Source organism: Pseudomonas sp. HD57-3, from assembly GCF_056113135.1.
In genome coordinates this window covers 295120-313912 of record NZ_CM148568.1, presented here as the reverse complement: position 1 = coordinate 313912, position 18793 = coordinate 295120, and the positions used below count along the sequence as shown (strand labels likewise).

At 61.1% G+C, this 18793-nt stretch carries 19 protein-coding genes; 9 read left to right on the top strand and 10 right to left on the bottom strand.

What is annotated here, in order from left to right:
- Positions 1–8: 8 nt before the first annotated feature.
- Genes AC0R79_RS01425 through AC0R79_RS01415 form a run of 3 tightly spaced genes read left to right on the top strand, consistent with a single transcriptional unit; the run spans position 9 to position 2607 of the window.
- A complete protein-coding gene (locus AC0R79_RS01425) occupies positions 9–1088 on the top strand; it encodes a COX15/CtaA family protein (RefSeq protein WP_127796509.1) in 1080 nt (359 codons plus the stop codon).
- Complete coding sequence (gene cyoE / locus AC0R79_RS01420; protein ID WP_085606403.1) at positions 1076–1975, top strand: heme o synthase; 900 nt, start codon at positions 1076–1078, stop codon at positions 1973–1975. Before AC0R79_RS01425 ends, cyoE begins: the two co-directional genes overlap by 13 nt.
- A complete protein-coding gene (locus tag AC0R79_RS01415; RefSeq protein ID WP_007953994.1) occupies positions 1972–2607 on the top strand; it encodes an SCO family protein in 636 nt (211 codons plus the stop codon). The genes cyoE and AC0R79_RS01415 overlap by 4 nt, the downstream gene beginning before the upstream one ends.
- 83 nt (positions 2608–2690) lie before the next feature.
- Here AC0R79_RS01415 and AC0R79_RS01410 read toward each other — a convergent pair whose 3' ends face one another.
- From AC0R79_RS01410 to AC0R79_RS01400, 3 genes are all read right to left on the bottom strand, one after another.
- Positions 2691–3464 (bottom strand): MetQ/NlpA family ABC transporter substrate-binding protein, encoded by a 774-nt coding sequence (locus AC0R79_RS01410; protein ID WP_474732887.1) that lies wholly within the window; start codon positions 3462–3464, stop codon positions 2691–2693.
- A 74-nt stretch (positions 3465–3538) separates the two neighbouring features.
- Positions 3539–4213 (bottom strand): methionine ABC transporter permease, encoded by a 675-nt coding sequence (locus AC0R79_RS01405; RefSeq protein WP_007953997.1) that lies wholly within the window; start codon positions 4211–4213, stop codon positions 3539–3541.
- Positions 4213–5220 carry a methionine ABC transporter ATP-binding protein gene (locus tag AC0R79_RS01400; RefSeq protein ID WP_007953999.1) on the bottom strand — a complete coding sequence of 336 codons (1008 nt, stop codon included), beginning with the start codon at positions 5218–5220 and terminating at the stop codon, positions 4213–4215. The genes AC0R79_RS01405 and AC0R79_RS01400 overlap by 1 nt, the downstream gene beginning before the upstream one ends.
- 259 nt (positions 5221–5479) lie before the next feature.
- Between AC0R79_RS01400 and katE the strand changes: the two genes are divergently transcribed.
- Positions 5480–7621: a catalase HPII gene (gene katE, locus AC0R79_RS01395; RefSeq protein WP_474732884.1), complete on the top strand. Its 2142-nt coding sequence runs from the start codon at positions 5480–5482 to the stop codon at positions 7619–7621.
- A gap of 92 nt (positions 7622–7713) precedes the next feature.
- On the opposite strand, the gene AC0R79_RS01390 is transcribed toward katE, so the two are convergent.
- The 4 genes from AC0R79_RS01390 to zur are packed head-to-tail and all read right to left on the bottom strand — an operon-like array spanning position 7714 to position 10513.
- Positions 7714–8427: a PA5502 family lipoprotein gene (locus AC0R79_RS01390; RefSeq protein WP_474732882.1), complete on the bottom strand. Its 714-nt coding sequence runs from the start codon at positions 8425–8427 to the stop codon at positions 7714–7716.
- A 37-nt stretch (positions 8428–8464) separates the two neighbouring features.
- Positions 8465–9253, bottom strand: coding sequence for a zinc ABC transporter permease subunit ZnuB (gene znuB, locus AC0R79_RS01385; protein WP_207984530.1), 789 nt, complete (start codon positions 9251–9253; stop codon positions 8465–8467).
- Positions 9246–10031: a zinc ABC transporter ATP-binding protein ZnuC gene (gene znuC / locus AC0R79_RS01380; protein WP_085690422.1), complete on the bottom strand. Its 786-nt coding sequence runs from the start codon at positions 10029–10031 to the stop codon at positions 9246–9248. The genes znuB and znuC overlap by 8 nt, the downstream gene beginning before the upstream one ends.
- On the bottom strand, positions 10031–10513 hold the full coding sequence (zur, locus tag AC0R79_RS01375; RefSeq protein WP_011331783.1) for a zinc uptake transcriptional repressor Zur: 483 nt from the start codon (positions 10511–10513) through the stop codon (positions 10031–10033). The genes znuC and zur overlap by 1 nt, the downstream gene beginning before the upstream one ends.
- Positions 10514–10570: 57 nt before the next feature.
- Between zur and AC0R79_RS01370 the strand changes: the two genes are divergently transcribed.
- Entirely contained in the window at positions 10571–11500 is a 930-nt protein-coding gene (locus AC0R79_RS01370; RefSeq protein ID WP_011331782.1) for a zinc ABC transporter substrate-binding protein, read from the top strand.
- A 41-nt stretch (positions 11501–11541) separates the two neighbouring features.
- Here AC0R79_RS01370 and AC0R79_RS01365 read toward each other — a convergent pair whose 3' ends face one another.
- Both AC0R79_RS01365 and AC0R79_RS01360 read right to left on the bottom strand, forming a co-directional pair.
- Complete coding sequence (locus AC0R79_RS01365; RefSeq protein ID WP_474732879.1) at positions 11542–12495, bottom strand: homoserine kinase; 954 nt, start codon at positions 12493–12495, stop codon at positions 11542–11544.
- Between the two features lie 61 nt (positions 12496–12556).
- A complete protein-coding gene (locus AC0R79_RS01360) occupies positions 12557–12853 on the bottom strand; it encodes a DUF2782 domain-containing protein (RefSeq protein WP_011331780.1) in 297 nt (98 codons plus the stop codon).
- 74 nt (positions 12854–12927) lie between these two features.
- Between AC0R79_RS01360 and polA the strand changes: the two genes are divergently transcribed.
- Positions 12928–15735 (top strand): DNA polymerase I, encoded by a 2808-nt coding sequence (polA, locus tag AC0R79_RS01355; protein WP_474732877.1) that lies wholly within the window; start codon positions 12928–12930, stop codon positions 15733–15735.
- Between the two features lie 412 nt (positions 15736–16147).
- Here the strand turns inward: polA and yihA are convergent, their stop codons facing one another.
- The gene (gene yihA / locus AC0R79_RS01350; protein WP_003220309.1) at positions 16148–16798 is read right to left on the bottom strand and encodes a ribosome biogenesis GTP-binding protein YihA/YsxC; all 651 of its coding nucleotides are present in this window, start codon (positions 16796–16798) and stop codon (positions 16148–16150) included.
- Positions 16799–16989: 191 nt separating this feature from the next.
- Between yihA and AC0R79_RS01345 the strand changes: the two genes are divergently transcribed.
- From AC0R79_RS01345 to AC0R79_RS01335, 3 genes are all read left to right on the top strand, one after another.
- Positions 16990–17295, top strand: coding sequence for a c-type cytochrome (locus AC0R79_RS01345; RefSeq protein WP_085690419.1), 306 nt, complete (start codon positions 16990–16992; stop codon positions 17293–17295).
- Positions 17296–17327: 32 nt separating this feature from the next.
- A complete protein-coding gene (locus AC0R79_RS01340) occupies positions 17328–17939 on the top strand; it encodes a c-type cytochrome (protein ID WP_085606391.1) in 612 nt (203 codons plus the stop codon).
- A 200-nt stretch (positions 17940–18139) separates the two neighbouring features.
- Entirely contained in the window at positions 18140–18781 is a 642-nt protein-coding gene (locus tag AC0R79_RS01335) for a thiol:disulfide interchange protein DsbA/DsbL (RefSeq protein ID WP_007954043.1), read from the top strand.
- The last annotated feature ends 12 nt before the right edge of the window (positions 18782–18793 follow it).

Here is an 18793-nt window from a genome sequence, read left to right as displayed (position 1 = left end):
GCATCGTCATGGCCAAACCTGGATTTCGTCTCGCGCTGTTTGCCACCCTGCTGGCGCTGATCGTGGTGCTGCTCGGCGCCTACACCCGCCTGACCCACGCCGGCCTCGGCTGTCCGGACTGGCCGGGCTGCTACGGGTTCATCAGCGTGCCGAAAAGCGAAGCCCAACTGGCCCATGCCGAACTGCATTACCCCGACTCGCCAGTGGAGGCGCATAAAGGCTGGAACGAGATGATCCACCGCTACTTCGCCGGCACCCTCGGCATGCTGATCTCGGTACTGGCAGGGCGCGCGTGGGTCAATCGTCGTCATCCCGGGCAACCGCTGAAACTGCCGCTGTTTCTGCTGGCGGTGGTGTTCGCCCAAGCCGCGTTCGGCATGTGGACGGTGACGCTCAAGCTCTGGCCGCAAGTGGTGACCGGGCATTTGCTTGGTGGCTTCGCGACGTTGAGCCTGCTGTTTCTGCTGACGTTAAGACTGTCCGGCGTGCTGCCGGCGCTGACCGTACCCAAGCGCCTGCAATATTGGGCGACTGCCGGATTACTGCTGGTGATCGGCCAGATTGCGCTGGGTGGCTGGGTCAGTTCCAACTATGCGGCGGTGGCCTGCATCGACTTTCCGACCTGCCATGGCCAATGGCTGCCGCCGGCGGATTTCGCCAACGGCTTCCACCTGACCCAACACATCGGCCCGAATTACCTCGGCGGGCAACTCGACAGCGATGCACGCACGGCGATTCATCTGACCCACCGCATTGGCGCGTTGCTGGTGACGGTCGTTCTGCTCGGCCTGGCCTGGCAACTGAAAGTGGTCGGCATGACGCGACTGGCCGGGCTGGTGCTGATCGCCCTCGGCGCGCAGATCACCCTCGGCATCAGCAACGTGCTGTTCCATCTGCCGCTGCCGGTGGCCGTGGCGCATAACGCTGGCGGCGCAGCGCTGCTACTGACGATGGTGCTGGTCAACTACCACGCGCGGACCAGCCTGGTTCGGGTCAAACAGCCGATGATCGCGCGCTGGCGCCTTAGCCCGCGCAAACACTCGGCGGCGCCCATCACTATTAAAGGAGAGACGCCATGGCGATTCTGATCGGCGAACGTCCGGCGCAGGCGCTGTGGCGTGATTACCTGGAGCTGACCAAACCGAAAGTTGTGGTGTTGATGCTGATCACCTCGCTGGTGGGCATGTTCCTCGCGACCCGCGCCGGGGTGCCATGGACGGTGCTGGTGTTCGGCAATCTGGGGATCGCGTTGTGTGCCGGTGGCGCGGCGGCGGTCAATCATGTGGTGGACCGGCGCATCGATGCGGTCATGGCCCGCACCCATAAACGGCCGTTGGCCGAGGGCCGGGTTTCGCCCACGGCGGCACTGACCTTTGCGCTGGTGCTGGCGCTGCTCGGCCAGGCCTTGCTGCTGACCTTCACCAATCCGCTGACCGCATGGCTGACCCTGGCTTCGCTGCTCGGCTACGCGGTGATCTACACCGGTTTCCTCAAGCGCGCGACGCCGCAAAACATCGTCATCGGCGGTCTTGCCGGCGCTGCCCCGCCACTGCTCGGCTGGACCGCCGCCACCGGCCACGTCAGCGCCGAACCGCTGCTGCTGGTGCTGATCATCTTCGCCTGGACCCCGCCGCACTTCTGGGCGCTGGCGATCCATCGCAAGGAGGAATACGCCAAGGCCGACATTCCGATGCTGCCGGTCACCCACGGCGAGCACTACACCAAGGTGCACATTCTGCTGTACACCTTCGCCCTGCTGGCGGTCAGCCTGTTGCCGTATGTGATCCACATGAGCGGCCTGCTGTACCTGATCTGCGCGCTCGGGCTGGGCGCGAGGTTTCTGCAATGGGCCGTGGTGCTGTACCGTGGCACTCGGCCGCACGCGGCGATCAACACCTTCAAGTACTCTATCTGGTACTTGTTTCTGCTGTTCATCGCCCTGCTCGTAGACCACTACTTACTGTTGAACCTATGACTCGAACCCAGAAAACCGTCTTCATCCTCGTCGCCGTGATCGCGCTGATCCTCGGCCTGACCGTCAACAAAGTGCTGAGCGGCAAGGGCCAGGGCGACCCGACCGCACTGATCGACGCCGGCATCATCCTGCTGCCGCAGAGCCGCAATCTGCCGGACGTGACGATGACCAATCAGGACGGCCAGCCGGTCACGGTCAACGAGCTCAAGGGCAAGTGGAGCCTGCTGTTCTTCGGCTACACCTTCTGCCCGGACATCTGCCCGACCACCCTCGCCCAGCTGCGCCAGATCAAAAGCGAACTGCCGAAGGATGCTGTGGATAAATTGCAGATCGTGCTGGTCAGCGTCGATCCGAACCGCGACAACCCCGCGCAGTTGAAGCAGTACCTGGGTTATTTCGATCCACAGTTCATCGGCCTGACGCCGAAGTCGATCGACGAGCTGCAGAAGGTGGCGAACGCGGTGAGCATTCCGTTCATTCCGGCGGATACCAGCAAGCCGAATTACACGGTGGATCACAGTGGGAACCTGGCGGTGATCGGGCCTGATGGTACGCAGCGCGGGTTTATTCGGGCGCCTTTGAATAATGCCAAGCTGGTTGCGCAGTTGCCGGTGATGCTTAACCGCAAGTAAAAATGAACGCACAAAAAAGGGGACGCCACTGGCGTCCCCTTTTCGTTTTGATCGTTCCCACGCAGAGCATGGGCACGATCAAATCAGAACGCCGGCAACACCGCGCCTTTGTACTTCTCGGTAATGAATTTCTTCACTTCCGGGCTGTGCAGGGCGGCGGCCAGTTTCTTCATGGCGTCGCTGTCCTTGTTGTCCGCGCGGGACACGAGGATGTTCACGTAAGGCGAGTCGTTGCCTTCGATGACCAGCGCATCCTTGGACGGATCGAGCTTGGCTTCCAGCGCGTAGTTGGTGTTGATCAGCGCCAGGTCGACCTGGGTCAGCACGCGCGGGATGGTCGCGGCTTCCAGTTCACGGATCTTCAGGTCTTTCGGGTTCTGGGCGATGTCCTTGACGGTCGACAGGATGTTGGTCGGATCCTTCAGGGTGATCACGCCGGCCTTGGCCAGCAGCAACAGCGCACGGCCGCCGTTGGTGGCGTCGTTCGGGATCACCACGTTGGCGCCGCTTGGCAGCTCTTCGATTTTCTTGAACTTGCTGGAGTAGGCGCCCAGCGGCTCCAGGTGCACGCCGGTCACGGAAACCAGGCTGGTGCCCTTGGCCTTGTTGAACTCATCGAGGTACGGCTGGTGCTGGAAGAAGTTGGCGTCCAGACGCTTCTCGGCCACCTGGACGTTTGGCTGAACGTAGTCGGTGAAGACCTTGACCTTCAGATCCACGCCTTCTTTGGCCAGTACCGGCTTCACGAACTCGAGGATTTCCGCGTGCGGCACCGGGGTGGCAGCAACGGTCAGGGTTTCGTCGGCGTGGGCCGAGAACGCTGCAACGGCAGCCAGGGCAACGATCAGTTTTTTCATTCAGCTAACTCCTTTTTACGGCGCCCGTCTGGCGCCTGCCAGCGAATGGCCGGCTCATGTCATTACAAAACCGGTTATTTGCGCGAGAAGTGCACGACCAGTCGGTCGCCTACCATTTGCAGCACTTGCACCAGAATCAGCAGCAACACCACGGTCACGATCATCACGTCGGTCTGGAACCGTTGATAGCCGAAACGGATCGCCAGGTCACCGAGGCCACCGGCGCCGACCACACCGGCCATCGCCGTGTAGGAAACCAGTGTAATCGCCGTCACCGTAATCGCTGCGAAGATGCCCGGACGGGCCTCCGGCAGCAAGGCGTTCATGATGATCTGGCGAGTGGTCGCGCCCATCGACTGGGTCGCTTCGATGATGCCGCGATCGACTTCACGCAGGGCGGTTTCCACCAGCCGCGCGAAGAACGGCGTTGCACCCACTACCAGCGGCGGAATCGCACCGGCCACGCCCAGCGAGGTGCCGGTGATCAGCACGGTGAACGGGATCATCACGATCAACAGAATGATGAACGGCAGCGAACGCAAGATGTTCACCACCAGCGACAGCAAGGCGTACACGCCTTTGGCTTCGAGCAACTGACGCGGGCTGCACAGGAACAGCAGCACGCCCAGCGGCAGGCCGAGCAGCACGGTGAACAGCAGCGAACCGCCGAGCATCATCATGGTGTCGCCGGTGGCGAGCCAGATTTCGTACCAGTCGATATTGGTGAAGAAACTCATCAGGTCTTCCATTAGCGCAACACCTCCATATGAACGTCAGCGGCGGTGAAGCGGGCGAACGCCGCTTCCATGTCGCCACCGGTGACGGCGAGGGTCAATTGCCCGTAAGGAATGTCTTTGATGCGGTCGATACGACCGGCCAGGATGCTGTAGTCCACACCGGTTTCCCGGGCGACTGTACCGAGCAACGGCGCGTAGGTCGCTTCGCCCTGGAAGGTCAGACGCACGATGCGGCCCGGCACGTGAGCGAAGTCATCGCGCTGCTCGCTTTCGTCGATCTGCTCGCTTTCCTGAACAAAGCGCTTGGTGGTCGGGTGCTTCGGATGCAGGAACACATCGGCCACCGAACCTTGCTCGACGATCACGCCGGCATCCATCACGCCGACCTGATCGCACACGCGGCGGATCACATCCATCTCGTGAGTAATCAGGACGATGGTCAGTTTCAGTTCGCGGTTGATCTCGGCCAGCAGTTGCAGGACCGACGCCGTGGTCTGCGGGTCGAGGGCGCTGGTGGCCTCGTCGCACAACAGGATTTTCGGCTTGGTCGCCAGAGCGCGGGCGATGCCGACGCGCTGCTTCTGACCGCCGGACAGCTGTGCCGGGTACTTTTTGGCGTGATCGGACAGACCGACCCGCGCCAGCAACTCGGCCACACGCTGGTCGATCTCGGCGCGGGACAGTTCACCGGCCAGGGTCAGCGGCAGCGCGACGTTGTCGGCCACGGTCTTGGACGCCAGCAGGTTGAAGTGCTGGAAGATCATCCCGACCTGCTGACGGAAACGGCGCAGGCCGTTGGCGTCCAGCGCGGTGACTTCTTCGCCGTCGACGATGATCTTGCCGCCACTGGATTGCTCCAGGCGATTGATCAGACGCAGCAGGGTACTTTTTCCCGCACCGGAATGGCCAATCAGGCCGAACACCTGACCGTTCTCGATGGAGAAGCTGGTCGGGTGCAGCGCGGTGATGTCCTTACCGGCGACGCGGTAAGTCTTATGGACGTTTTGAAACTCGATCACGTAGCGAACCTTGTGGGGCGCGTTGGAAAAGGATCAGCGGTTAGCCGGGCGCGCATTTTAGCCTGTCCGTATAGAGGTTATTAGCATTTATTCCGCATTCAACCTTTCATTTGGCAATAACGCGATCAAAGGTCATAAAAAAGGAACGGCCAAAACCCTCATCAGTCACTAAGTAAGCGACTTGAAACTCCGGGCACCGTGCCCGGGAACCACTCAAGAGCCTCGGCAACACCGGGGTCAAACGAGGAGTTTACGTCTGATGAGCAGCAAAAAACCTGTCCCATCCAAAAGTGAGCTGGCCGGAACCGACACTCCGGATCGCGCCAACACCAACGCCAAACTCGACAGCCTGGAAAAATTTCGCTCCGACGCCACCGGCCAGGCCCTGCGCACCAATCAGGGCGTGAAGGTCGCAGACAACCAGAACACCCTCAAGGCCGGTGCTCGCGGGCCGTCGCTGCTGGAAGACTTCATCATGCGTGAAAAGATCACGCACTTTGACCATGAGCGGATTCCCGAGCGCATCGTCCACGCTCGCGGCACCGGCGCTCATGGTTTCTTTCAGAGCTACGAGAACCATTCGACGCTGACCAAGGCCGGTTTCCTACAGGATCCGGGGAAGAAAACCCCGGTGTTCGTGCGTTTTTCCACAGTGCAGGGGCCACGCGGTTCCGGCGACACCGTGCGTGACGTGCGTGGTTTTGCCGTGAAGTTCTTCACCGACGAAGGCAACTTCGATCTGGTCGGCAACAACATGCCGGTATTTTTCATACAGGACGCGATCAAGTTTCCCGACTTCGTTCACGCGGTAAAACCCGAGCCGCATAACGAGATCCCCACCGGCGGCTCGGCCCACGACACCTTCTGGGACTTCGTGTCGCTGGTGCCGGAATCGGCGCACATGGTCATCTGGGCCATGTCCGACCGGGCCATCCCGAAAAGCCTGCGCAGCATGCAGGGCTTCGGCGTGCACACCTTCCGGCTGATCAACGCCGAGGGCAAATCGCGCTTCGTCAAATTCCACTGGCGCCCTACCGCCGGCACCTGTTCGCTGGTGTGGGACGAAGCGCAGAAGCTTGCGGGTAAAGACACCGACTACCACCGGCGCGATCTCTGGGAAGCCATCGAGATGGGTGATTACCCGGAATGGGAACTCGGCGTACAGGTCATCGAGGAAGAAAACGAGCACGACTTCGATTTCGACATCCTCGACCCGACCAAGCTGATTCCCGAGGAAATCGTTCCGATCACGCCGCTGGGCAAGATGACCCTCAATCGCAACCCGGACAACTTCTTCGCCGAGACCGAGCAGGTTGCGTTCTGCCCCGGTCATATCGTGCCGGGGATCGACTTCTCCAATGACCCGCTGCTGCAAGGTCGGCTGTTTTCCTACACCGACACGCAGATCAGCCGACTCGGCGGGCCGAACTTCCATGAGCTGCCGATCAATCGCCCGGTCGCACCGTTCCACAACGGCCAGCGCGACGCCCAGCACCGCACGGTGATCGACAAGGGCCGCGCGTCATACGAGCCGAACTCCATCGATGGCGGCTGGCCGAAAGAAACCCCACCGGCGGCGCAGGACGGTGGGTTCGAGAGCTATCCGGAGCGTATCGACGCCAACAAGATCCGTCAGCGCAGCGAGTCGTTCAGCGACCACTTTTCCCAGGCGCGACTGTTCTTCAAGAGCATGAGCAAGCACGAGCAGGAACACATCATCTCGGCTTACAGCTTCGAACTGGGCAAGGTTGAACGCGAGCACATTCGGGCGCGGGAAGTGAACGAGATCCTGGCCAACATCGATCTGGAACTGGCCAAGCGCGTGGCGCAAAACCTGGGGTTGCCAGCACCGGCCAAAGGCACGGTCGACGTGCCGAAAACATCACTGGATCGCTCGCCATCGCTGAGTCAGGCCAACCTGCTGCCGGAGAATATCAAGACGCGAAAAGTCGCAATCCTTGCGGCCAACGGCGTCGATGGTGCGGCCATCGATGCGATGAAGAAAGCGCTGTCGGCAGAAGGTGCGCACGCCAAATTGCTCGGCCCGACCTCAGCGCCGGTGAAAACCGCCGATGGCAAAAGCCTGGCGGTGGATGCGTCGATGGAAGGTTTGCCTTCGGTGGCGTTCGACGCGGTGTTCGTGCCGGGTGGCGCGGCGTCGGTCAAGGCATTGAGCGGTGACGGCGTGGCGTTGCATTACCTGCTGGAGGCGTACAAACACTTGAAGGCGATTGCGCTGCATGGCGAGGCCAAACAGTTGCTAGATGTGCTGAAGCTGGAGGCGGATGCGGGGTTGCTAGAAGGCAAGGATGTTGGCGCGCTGACCAAGCCATTCTTTGCTGCGATCGGGCAGCATCGGGTTTGGGATAGGGAAGCCAAGGCCAAGGCGATTCCGGCCTGATAGTTTTGTAATGCCTGAAATAGTCATCGCGAGCAGGCTCGCTCCCACAGGAATCATGTTGTACCTGTGGGAGCGAGCCTGCTCGCGATTTCTTATGGCTTGCGAGGACTCAAGACTACTTGAGCAGGAACGCTGCGCAGAATCTGCTTTTTGATTTGCAGATCGAAATCCGGATCGAGCTTCTTCACGCGCTTGGTGATCAACGTCGCCAGCCAAGGGTAATCATTGGTGCGCGGAGCCTGAATGCTCACCGCACAGTCGTAATTCACCACATCGGCGGCGATCGCATCCAGTTGACGGCGAAGTTTGCGGCTATCGGTGATGTTCAACGCAACCGTGGTGCTCTCGGCGGTCGGATCGATCACCTTGGCTTTCGGCTTGGCTTCAGCGGCTTGCAGCGCTGCTTCGGCTTTCTCCAGCTCGGCCTTGCGCGCTTCGGTGATGGCGCCATTGACGCCACCGGTCAGCGCCGGGGCCTTGGGCATCAGCACGCGGGCACGAGCCAATGCGGTTGCGGCCGCATTCACATCACCCTTCTGCAGAACGATCTGGCTACGACGCAGATAGGCTTCGGCCAACTGACGCTGGTATTGCTCAAGGGATTGATCGTTGGGTGTTTCGGCCTGCAAGGCTGCCAATTGGTCTTCGGCAGTGGCCAGTTCGCTGCTGGCCAGGCTTTGCTCCAGCTGTGCGAGGGCCGTAGCCCGCGCATCGGGGACTTCGGCCACCGGCGGCGTGCTTTGGCAGGCGCCCAGCAGCACTGAAAAGGCCACAAGGAGCAGATAACGGGAGGCGAACGGCTTCATTCCTGCGACTCTCTATTTGCGCAAAAAACGAGCAAGTCTACACCCCTCGACGGGGCAGAACAAAACTCAGCAGAAACAGTGCGGCCGCCGTCACAACGATTGACGGGCCCGCCGGGGTGTCCTTGAACCAGGACAGCGCCAGCCCGCCACACACGGCGAGCATGCCCAGCACGCTCGCGCCCAGTGCCATCTGCTCCGGCGAACGGGCGTGACGTTGTGCCGCAGCCGCCGGGATGATCAACAGCGAAGTAATCAGCAACACACCGACGATTTTCATCGCCACCGCGATCACCACTGCGATCAACAGCATCAGCGCCATGCGCAGACCGGCCACCGGCAGGCCTTCGACTTTGGCCAGTTCTTCGTGCACGGTGATCGCCAGCAGCGGGCGCCACAGCGTCACCAGCAATATCAGCACCGCCGCGCTGCCGCCGAGGATCCACGCCAGATCGGTCGGGCTGATCGCCAGCAGGTCGCCGAACAGATAGGCCATCAGGTCGATCCGCACTTCATGCATGAAGCTTAGTACCACCAGCCCGAGAGAGAGCGTGCTCGGTGCAAGAATGCCCAACAGCGTGTCGGAGGCCAGCGGCTGACGCTGCTGCAAGGTCACCAGCAGCACCGCCAGCAACAGGCAGCCAACGGTCACCGCCACGGTCGGGCTGACATCCAGCAGAAAACCCAGCGCCACGCCGAGCAATGCGGCGTGAGACAGCGTATCGCCGAAATAGGCCATGCGCCGCCAGACTACGAACGAGCCCAGCGGCCCCGCGACCACCGCCAGCGCCAGACCTGCAAGCAGGGCGTAGAACAGAAAATCAGCCATGCTTGCAGCTATCTCCGTGAACGTGAGGTTGAGCCGACAGGGGCCCTTTGACCACCGAACCGTGCAGGTCGTGGGCGTGGTCATGATGGTGGTGATAGATCGCCAGGCTCGGCGCATTGTTGCCGAACAGCTCGACGAAGGCCGGATCGCCACTGACCTGCTCGGGATGCCCGGAGCAGCAGACGTGACGGTTGAGGCACACCACCTGATCGGTAGTGCTCATCACCAGATGCAGATCGTGAGACACCATCAGCACGCCGCAGCCGTGACGGTCACGCAGACGGGTGATCAGGCTGTACAGTTCGGCTTGCCCGGCGACATCGACGCCTTGCACCGGCTCGTCGAGCACCAGCAGCTCCGGCTCGCGCAACAAGGCACGGGCCAGCAGCACTCGCTGCATTTCACCGCCGGAAACGCTTTGCACCGGGCTGTCGATGACGTGCTCGGCGCCGACTTCCTTGAGTGCCGCCAGCGCACGCGGGCGATCGACGCCCGGCACCAGGCGCAGAAAGCGCAGCACCGAAAGCGGCAAGGTTGGATCGACGTGGAGTTTTTGCGGCATGTAACCGACGCGCAGTTTCGGCTTGCGCCAGACGCTGCCGCTGTCGGGCTTCAACAGCCCGAGCACGGCGCGCACCAGCGTGGTCTTGCCGGCGCCGTTGGGGCCGATCAGGGTGACGATCTGCCCCGGTTCGACGCTCAGGTGAATGTTGTCCAGCACGTTCTGCCCGGCAAACCGGACAGCCACCTGCTCCAGACGGATCAGCGCATCGCTCATCAAGCCCCCCGGCAACCGGAGCAGAGGCCGACCACTTCCACGGTCTGGGCCTCGACGATGAAGCCGACATCCTTGGCGCTGTGAACGATGGCGTCGCTGATGGTTTTTTGCTCAAGCTCGATGGCGGCATGGCATTCGCGGCAGATCAGGAATTGGCCCTGGTGCGAATGTTTCGGGTGAACGCAGCCGACGAAGGCGTTCAGCGAGGAGATGCGGTGCACCAGACCGTTTTCCAGCAGGAAATCAAGCGCCCGGTACACGGTCGGCGGCGCAGCGCGGCGGCCGTCCTGCTCGCTGAGCACCGCCAGAATGTCGTAGGCACCCAGCGGCTTGTGGCTCTGCCAGACCAGTTCCAGCACCCGCCGGCGCAACGCGGTCAGGCGCAGACCTTTCTGTGCACACAGGGCATCGGCCTCGGACAGCGCGCTGTGAACGCAGTGCGAGTGGTCGTGGGGACGGCTGGCAATCGGTGTAATAGGCATGAGCGGCGACGAGTTTGGTTAGAGACGTTATTATGTTACCCGTTCTCGCCTCATTGAGTGGTCATCGTGTCCCGACTTTTTTCTGTTTTTGTCGTATTCATCACCGGTTTTCTGCTGATCGGTCCGGCTCAGGCCGAGGTCAGAGTCCTCACCAGCATCAAGCCCCTGCAACTGATTGCCGCTGCGGTGCAGGACGGCGTGGCGATTCCGGAAGTGCTGCTGCCACCGGGGGCTTCGCCGCATAACTACGCGTTGCGTCCGTCCGACGTGCGCAAGGTGCAATCGGTGGACCTGCTGTACTGGATCGGCCCGGACATGGAAGGATTCCTGCCTCGCGTGCTGAACGGTCGTACGCTGCCGAGCGTTGCCGTGCAGGATCTGCCGGGCATGAAACTGCGCCGCTTCGCCGCAGACAGCCATTCCCATGCCGAAGAAGCCGACGAACACGATCACGACCATCGCCCGGGCAGCCTCGATGCGCATTTGTGGCTATCGCCGGTGAACGCGCGGGTTATTGCCGACAAAATGGCCGCTGACCTGAGCGCCGCCGACCCGGCCAATGCCGAGCGCTATCAGAGCAATGCCAAAGCGTTCGATGAGCGTCTGGATGCACTGGATCAGCGTTTGAAGAAACGCCTGGCCAGTGTTGAAGGCAAACCCTACTTCGTCTTCCACGAAGCCTTCGACTACTTCGAAGACGCCTACGGCCTGAAACACACCGGCGTGTTCAGCGTCGCGGCGGAAGTGCAGCCCGGCGCCCAGCATGTGGCGGCGATGCGCGCGCGCTTGCAGGAAGTCGGCAAGACCTGCGTGTTCAGTGAGCCGCCGTTGCGCCCACGCTTGGCCGAAACCCTGGTGGCAGGCCTGCCGGTGAAGCTGGCGGAACTGGATGCGTTGGGCGGGTACACGCCAGCGACGGCTCAGGGTTACGAGCAAGTGCTGGAGAAGCTGGGGAATGATCTGGCGGGTTGTCTCGAATCGCTCTGATACAAAAAAACCGCAGCCTGCACAGGCTGCGGTTTTTTCTTTTACAGGGCGAAAGGTAGCGGCGTACTGACCGTCTGACGCTGCGCCAGACGATGCTCGAACTCTTTCGGATCGTGAATCAACACGTCCTGCCCGGCGAACGATTCCGCCGCAATCAGACGGGATAGCCAGAACCGCACGCACGCCACTCGCAGCATGGTCGGCCACAGCTCGGCTTCGGCTGCCGTGAACGGTCGCAGTGCCGCGTAGGCACCCAGGAACGCACGCGCACGCGGGCCGTCGATCAGGCCGTCATCGTCCGAACACCAGTCGTTCAGGGCAATCGCCACGTCATAGAGCATCGGCCCGGAGCAGGCGTTGTAGAAGTCGATCAGCCCGGTCAGGTGCGTGCCTTCGAACATCGCGTTGTCGCGGAACAGGTCGGCGTGGATGTTCGCCCGAGGCAGCGCGAGAATTTTCTCTTTCTGTTGAGTGATTTCGTCCAGCGCCTTCTGCAGCAGCGCCCGCGGCTCATCGCTCAGGTGCGAAAGAAACTGCGTGCCCTCTTCCAGCATCCAGTCCAGGCCACGATCGGTCTTGCGCTTGATCATGTTGTCGCCTTGGGTCGCCAAGTGCAGGTGCGCCTGCAACTCACCGACCTGCGCGCAATGCTGGGCGTTGGCCTGCTTGATGTGCTTGCCGGCCAGGCGCGGTTGCAGCAGCGCTGGCTTGCCTTTCAGCTCGCGCAGGGCCTCGCCGTCAGTGGTGCGCAGCGCGTAAGGCACCGGCAGGTCGGCTTCGTGGAGGACGTCGAGCAGGTCGATGAAGAACGGCATTTCCTGCACCGGGCCGCGCTCGACCAGGGTCAGGACGAACTCGCCCCTTTCCATGCTGATGAAGAAATTGGTGTTTTCGCTGCCGGCGGCGATCCCCTGGAAATCGAGCAGACGGCCGAGCCCGTAAGGGGCGAGAAAGGTTTCCAGCTCGGGCCGAGCCAGGGGGGTGAACACAGACATGGTTAAAAACTGCTCAGTTCTGGCGCCGCCATCAAACGGCGCCGATTAAAAGTCAGGAAACTTACTTCCAGGTAAAGATTTCCCACGACGGAATCAGCATATCCGGCTGGTCGGACCGGATGTAGTTCGCGTCCGTACCATCGGCGCGCACCAGGAAATAGGGCTTGCCGCCCTTCGGTGTGACCTTGATCGCATACACGAATCCACTCCGGCTGTATTCCTGAATGACCTTGTCGCCTTCCGTGTGCGTGCTAATGGTAACTTCCGGCTCCGACGACGGCGCATCATCCGCCGCGATCGCGGCCAGCGGTGAGACAGCAATCAGACTGACCAGCAGCAAGCGATTTAACGTACGCATGATAACCTTGTCCCTTTGTCGTCAACGGTCCCGCTATTCTAGCGCCGGGCCCGCCGAAAAGGTTGATTCTGCTCATGAGCCAAGCCCCCCTCGTCCTGGTGGACGGTTCGTCTTACCTGTACCGCGCCTTTCACGCGCTGCCACCGCTGACCACCTCCAAAGGCCTGCCGACCGGTGCGGTCAAAGGCGTGCTGAACATGCTCAAGAGCCTGCGCAAGCAGTATCCGGACAGCCCGTTCGCCGTGGTGTTCGACGCCAAGGGTGGGACATTTCGCGATGAGATGTACGCCGAATACAAGGCCAACCGCCCAAGCATGCCCGACGACATGCGCGTGCAGATCGAGCCGCTGCACCAGAGCGTGATCGCCCTCGGTTTCCCGCTGCTGTGCGTCGAAGGCGTCGAGGCCGATGACGTGATCGGCACCCTGGCCCGCAGCAGCGCGGCCGCCGACCGCCCGGTGATCATCTCCACCGGCGACAAGGACATGGCGCAACTGGTCGATGGCCACATTACCTTGGTCAACACCATGTCCGGTAGTTCGATGGACGTGGAAGGCGTGAAGGAGAAATTCGGCGTCGCTCCGGAGCAGATCATCGATTATCTGGCCCTTATGGGCGATTCTTCCGACAACATCCCCGGCGTTCCCGGCATCGGCCCGAAAACCGCTTCCGGCCTGCTGGTGGGCGTCAACGGCGGCCTGACCGAGCTGTATGCGCAGCTCGACATCGTGCCGACCCTGCCGATTCGCGGCGCCAAGACCCTGCCGGCCAAGCTCGAAGAGCACAAGGAGATGGCCTTCCTCTCCTATCAACTGGCGACCATCAAGGTCGACGTGCCGCTGGATATCGGCCTCGACGACCTGCAAATGGGCCCGGAAGATTCGGCCAAACTCTACGAGCTCTACACCCTGCTGGAGTTCAAGAGCTGGATCAACGATCTGGAGCGAGACGCCAAGCGTCTGGAGCTGAGCGCTGCCACCGAGCCTGCGCCGGCCGGCGATCTGTTCAGCGCGCCAGCCGAAGAAGAAGCGCCTGCCGCTCCGGCTGAAGCCGCGTACGAAACCATCCTCGATCAGGCGCGATTCGACGTCTGGCTGGAAAAACTGAAGAACGCCAAGCTGTTCGCCTTCGACACCGAAACCACCGGGATCGATGCGCAGCAGGCGCAACTGGTCGGCTTGTCCTTCGCGGTGCAGGCCAACGAAGCGGCCTACATCCCGCTGACCCACTCCTACATCGGCGTGCCGGAGCAACTGGATCGCGACACCGTGCTGCGCGCACTCAAGCCGATCCTTGAAGACCCGAACAAGCTCAAGGTCGGACAGCACGCCAAGTTCGACATGAACATCCTGGCCAACTGCGCCATCGGTGGCGATCTGAACGAAGGCATCACCGTGCGCGGAATTGCCTTCGACACGATGCTTGAGTCCTACGTGCTCAACTCCACCGCCACCCGTCACGACATGGACAGCCTGGCGCAAAAGTACCTGGATCACACCACCGTGAGCTTCCAGGACATCGCCGGCAAAGGCGCCAAGCAACTGACCTTCGACCAGATCGCCCTGGAACAGGCTGGCCCATACGCCGCCGAAGATGCCGACGTGACCCTGCGCCTGCACCAGACGCTGTTCGAGAAGCTGAGCGCCATCCCGAGCCTGGCCAGCGTACTGACCGATATCGAGATCCCGCTGGTGCCGGTGCTTGCTCGCATCGAGCGCCAGGGCGCGTTCGTCGACGCTGAGCTGCTCGGCATCCAGAGCATTGAACTGGGCAACAAGATGGTCGCGTTGGAGCGTGAAGCGTTCGAGATCGCCGGTGAAGAATTCAACCTCGGTTCGCCGAAGCAACTGGGCGTGATCCTCTACGAAAAACTCGGCCTGCCGGTGCTGAAGAAGACCGCCAAGGGCCAGCCGTCCACCGCCGAAGAAGTGTTGGCGAAACTGGCCGAAGACGATCACCGCTTGCCGAAAGTGCTGATGGAACACCGCTCCATGAGCAAGCTGAAAAGCACCTACACCGATCGCCTGCCGGAGCAGATCAACCCGCGTACCGGGCGTATCCACACTTCGTACCATCAGGCTGTGGCATCGACCGGTCGCCTGTCGTCGAGCGATCCGAACCTGCAGAACATTCCTGTGCGCACTGCTGAAGGCCGACGCATCCGCCAGGCGTTCGTCGCGCCGAAAGGCTACAAGCTGCTGGCAGCGGACTACTCGCAGATCGAACTGCGGATCATGGCCCACCTGTCTCGCGACGAAGGCTTGATGAACGCGTTCCGCAACAATCTGGACGTGCACACCGCCACCGCGGCCGAAGTGTTCAAGGTCGAACTGAACGAAGTGTCGTCCGACCAGCGCCGTGGCGCCAAGGCAATCAACTTCGGCCTGATCTACGGCATGGGCGCGCAGAAGCTGGGCAAGGACATCGGCGTCGACACCAAGACCGCCAAGGCCTACATCGACACCTACTTCGCGCGTTATCCGGGCGTTCGTGAATACATGGATCGCACCCGCGCCCAGGCAGCAGACCAAGGCTTTGTGGAAACGATCTTCGGTCGTCGCCTGTATCTGCCAGACATCAACTCCAACAAGCCGCAGGAACGCGCTGCCGCCGAACGTACGGCGATCAACGCGCCGATGCAGGGCACCGCAGCAGACATCATCAAGAAAGCCATGGTGGCGGTGGATAACTGGCTGAGCGCTTCCGGGCTGGACGCCAAAGTCATCCTGCAGGTGCACGACGAACTGGTGCTGGAGGTTCGCGAGGATCTTGTCGATCAGGTTCGCGAAGAAATTCGTGTGCACATGAGCGAAGCGGCAAAACTGGACGTGCCGTTGCTGGTGGAAGTGGGAGTTGGCAACAACTGGGACGAGGCGCACTGAGGCGTCTGGGACGGGGCTTTGCCGCGACGGAGCGTCGCGGCAAGGGCATCGAAAAGCGCTTAGGCCTGATCGTTCTTGAGCTTATTCCAAAGTTTTTTGAAAAGATTCTGAACTAATCTTGCGACAGGACACTCAGAGATAGTGAATGGCTGGTGAAGCCCTTCGATGCTCCTATGTTGTGTTAAGTGTTGGCAGATATCTGAACCCCGCCCTAGCGGTTCGGAACTTAAACCCCGGAACTTCTCCCTCCCCATATGAAGTCCGGGGCTTTTTTTTGCCTCAAAACTGCCTGTGGCGCCGCCAGACTGCGTTAAAAGCATCGCTAAAAATGCTCATTTAGGTCCCCTAAACTCCGCTTTTTAGCGATGCTTTTGCCTTGCCTGACAGCAACACAGACAGTTTTGAAATCCCCTTATTCTGCCTCTGTCGCCGCTTCGGCGCCTTTGTCCGCCAGTTCCATCCAGCCCGCCAACACAGTGTAGGCCTCTTCCAGGCCCATGCGTTTTGGTGCGGAGAAGAGCTGGATCGTCACCAGATCGCCCCAACCCTTACGGATTTCCGACTGCACCTTGAGCAGCGTGTTCTTGGCTGCGCCGTAGGTCAGTTTGTCGGCCTTGGTCAGCAGGATGTGCATCGGCATGCCGGCCGCGACGGCCCAGTCGAGCATCAGCAGGTCGAAGTCGGTCATTGGATGACGGATGTCCATCATCAGAATCAAACCCTTCAAACTCTCGCGGCCACCGAGGTAGGCCTCAAGGTGACGCTGCCAGTGTTGCTTGAGCGGGATCGGTACTTTTGCATAACCGTAGCCCGGGAGGTCGACCAGACGCCGTTCATCGTCTAGCTTGAAGAAGTTCAACAGCTGTGTGCGACCCGGGGTTTTCGAGGTGCGCGCCAGGCTGGCGTGAGTCAGAGTGTTCAGCGCGCTGGATTTACCGGCGTTGGAACGACCGGCGAACGCCACTTCGAAGCCTTCGTCGTCGGGGCACTGATCGACTTTGGCGGCACTGAGCATGAACGTGGACTGTTGGCACAGGCCGAGGATGGGATTCTTGAGTTGCATGGGATTTCCGATGTGGGCGGCGCCGGGATTAGGCGCGGAACGCGGTGTCGCTTCCGTTTCAGTGACGCCAGTATATAATGCCGCAGATTTTGTGTGTGCTTTGTCCCAGCGAAGGATGAAGTTCACGAGAGCGACAGACCTTGATTGCGCATTAGAACGCAGAACGCTCTCAACCCTGAAAAGGTCGTTTTATGACGAAATGGCTGCTGGCTGCCGGAGTCTTGATGCCGCTTTACAGCGCACAGGCTACACAGGATCCGGAAGCCGTGTACAACCGTGTTTGTGGAGCCTGTCATTCCGGCCAACTACCCATGGCGCCCAAAAGAGGCGATCAGGAAGCTTGGACGCCGAGGTTGGCGAAAGGTATGGAGACGCTGGTGCAACACGTGACCCAGGGTTTCAAGGCGATGCCGCCGCGTGGTTTGTGCATGGACTGCAGTGCCGAGGATTACCAGGCCCTCATCCTCTGGATGAGCGAGAGTAAGCCCGGTCCATAACTCTTAACCCTTAGCCGTAGTTGGATTAGCTGATGAACAAACTGATCGTGAGTCTGCTGTTGACCGTGGGAATCTCAGGCTTCGCCCATGCTGCCGGTGATGCAGCCGCAGGCCAGGCAAAAGCCGCCGTATGCGGCGCCTGCCATGGCCCGGATGGCAACAGCATGGCGCCAAACTTTCCAAAGCTGGCCGGACAGGGTGAACGCTACCTGACCAAGCAATTGCATGACATCAAGTCGGGCAAGCGCACCGTTCTGGAAATGACCGGCCTGCTGACCAACCTGAGCGATCAGGACCTGGCCGACATCGCCGCTTACTTCGCCAGCCAGAAAGGCAGCGTCGGCGCCGCCGATCCGAAGATCGTCGCTCGCGGTGAAGCCCTGTTCCGTGGTGGCAACCTCGAGAAAGGCCTGCCAGCCTGCACCGGTTGCCACTCGCCTAACGGCGCCGGCAATGCAGCCGCCGGCTTCCCGCACCTGGGTGGCCAACACGCTCAGTACATCGCCAAGCAACTGACCGATTTCCGCAAGGAAGAAGCCGGCCGCAGCAACGACGGCGACGCGATGACCATGCGCACCATCGCCCGCAAGCTGAGCGACGAAGACATCGCGGCAGTCTCCAGCTACATTCAGGGCCTGCACTAAGACGCGCGATTCGAGCGTTGTGTGCAATGGCCAACGCCTGTCACGTTAACGCTCGATTAATCCGTCGCGGCAAGTATAAAAAGGGTGGCTTTGGCCGCCCTTTTTTGTGGCCGCTGCCGTTACACTACAGAACTCATGCCCGCCAGGATCTGTCTGAAAACAGGTCGCGCGAGGCGACCAAAATTGTCCAGGAGTAAAGCATGCGTAATCTGATCATCAGCGCCGCCCTCGTCGCTGCCAGCCTGTTCGGCGTGACCGCCCAGGCCGCCGAAGCCCCTGCTGCCCCTTACGTCGAACTGAGCAACCCGGTACCGGTCGCCGTGCCTGGCAAGATCGAAGTGGTCGAGCTGTTCTGGTATGGCTGCCCGCACTGCTACGCGTTCGAGCCTGTGATCAATCCGTGGGTTGAAAAACTGCCGTCCGACGTCAACTTCGTACGCATTCCTGCGATGTTCGGTGGCCCGTGGGACGCTCACGGCCAGATGTTCCTGACCCTGGAAGCCATGGGCGTCGAGCACAACGTGCACGCTGCCGTATTCAACGCGATCCAGAAAGAACACAAGAAACTGACCGACAAGAACGACATGGCCGACTTCCTCGCCACTCAAGGCGTGGACAAGGACAAGTTCCTGGCGACCTTCGATTCGTTCGCCATCAAGGGGCAGATCGTGAAAGCCCGCGAACTGGCCAAGAAGTATGAAATCTCCGGTGTTCCAACCATGATCGTCAACGGTAAGTACCGCTTCGACATCGGCTCTGCCGGCGGTGCCGAACAGGCGCTGAAACTGGCTGACCAACTGGTGGCCAAAGAGCGAGCGACCAACAAGGCAGCCGCCAACTAAGCGCGGCAATCG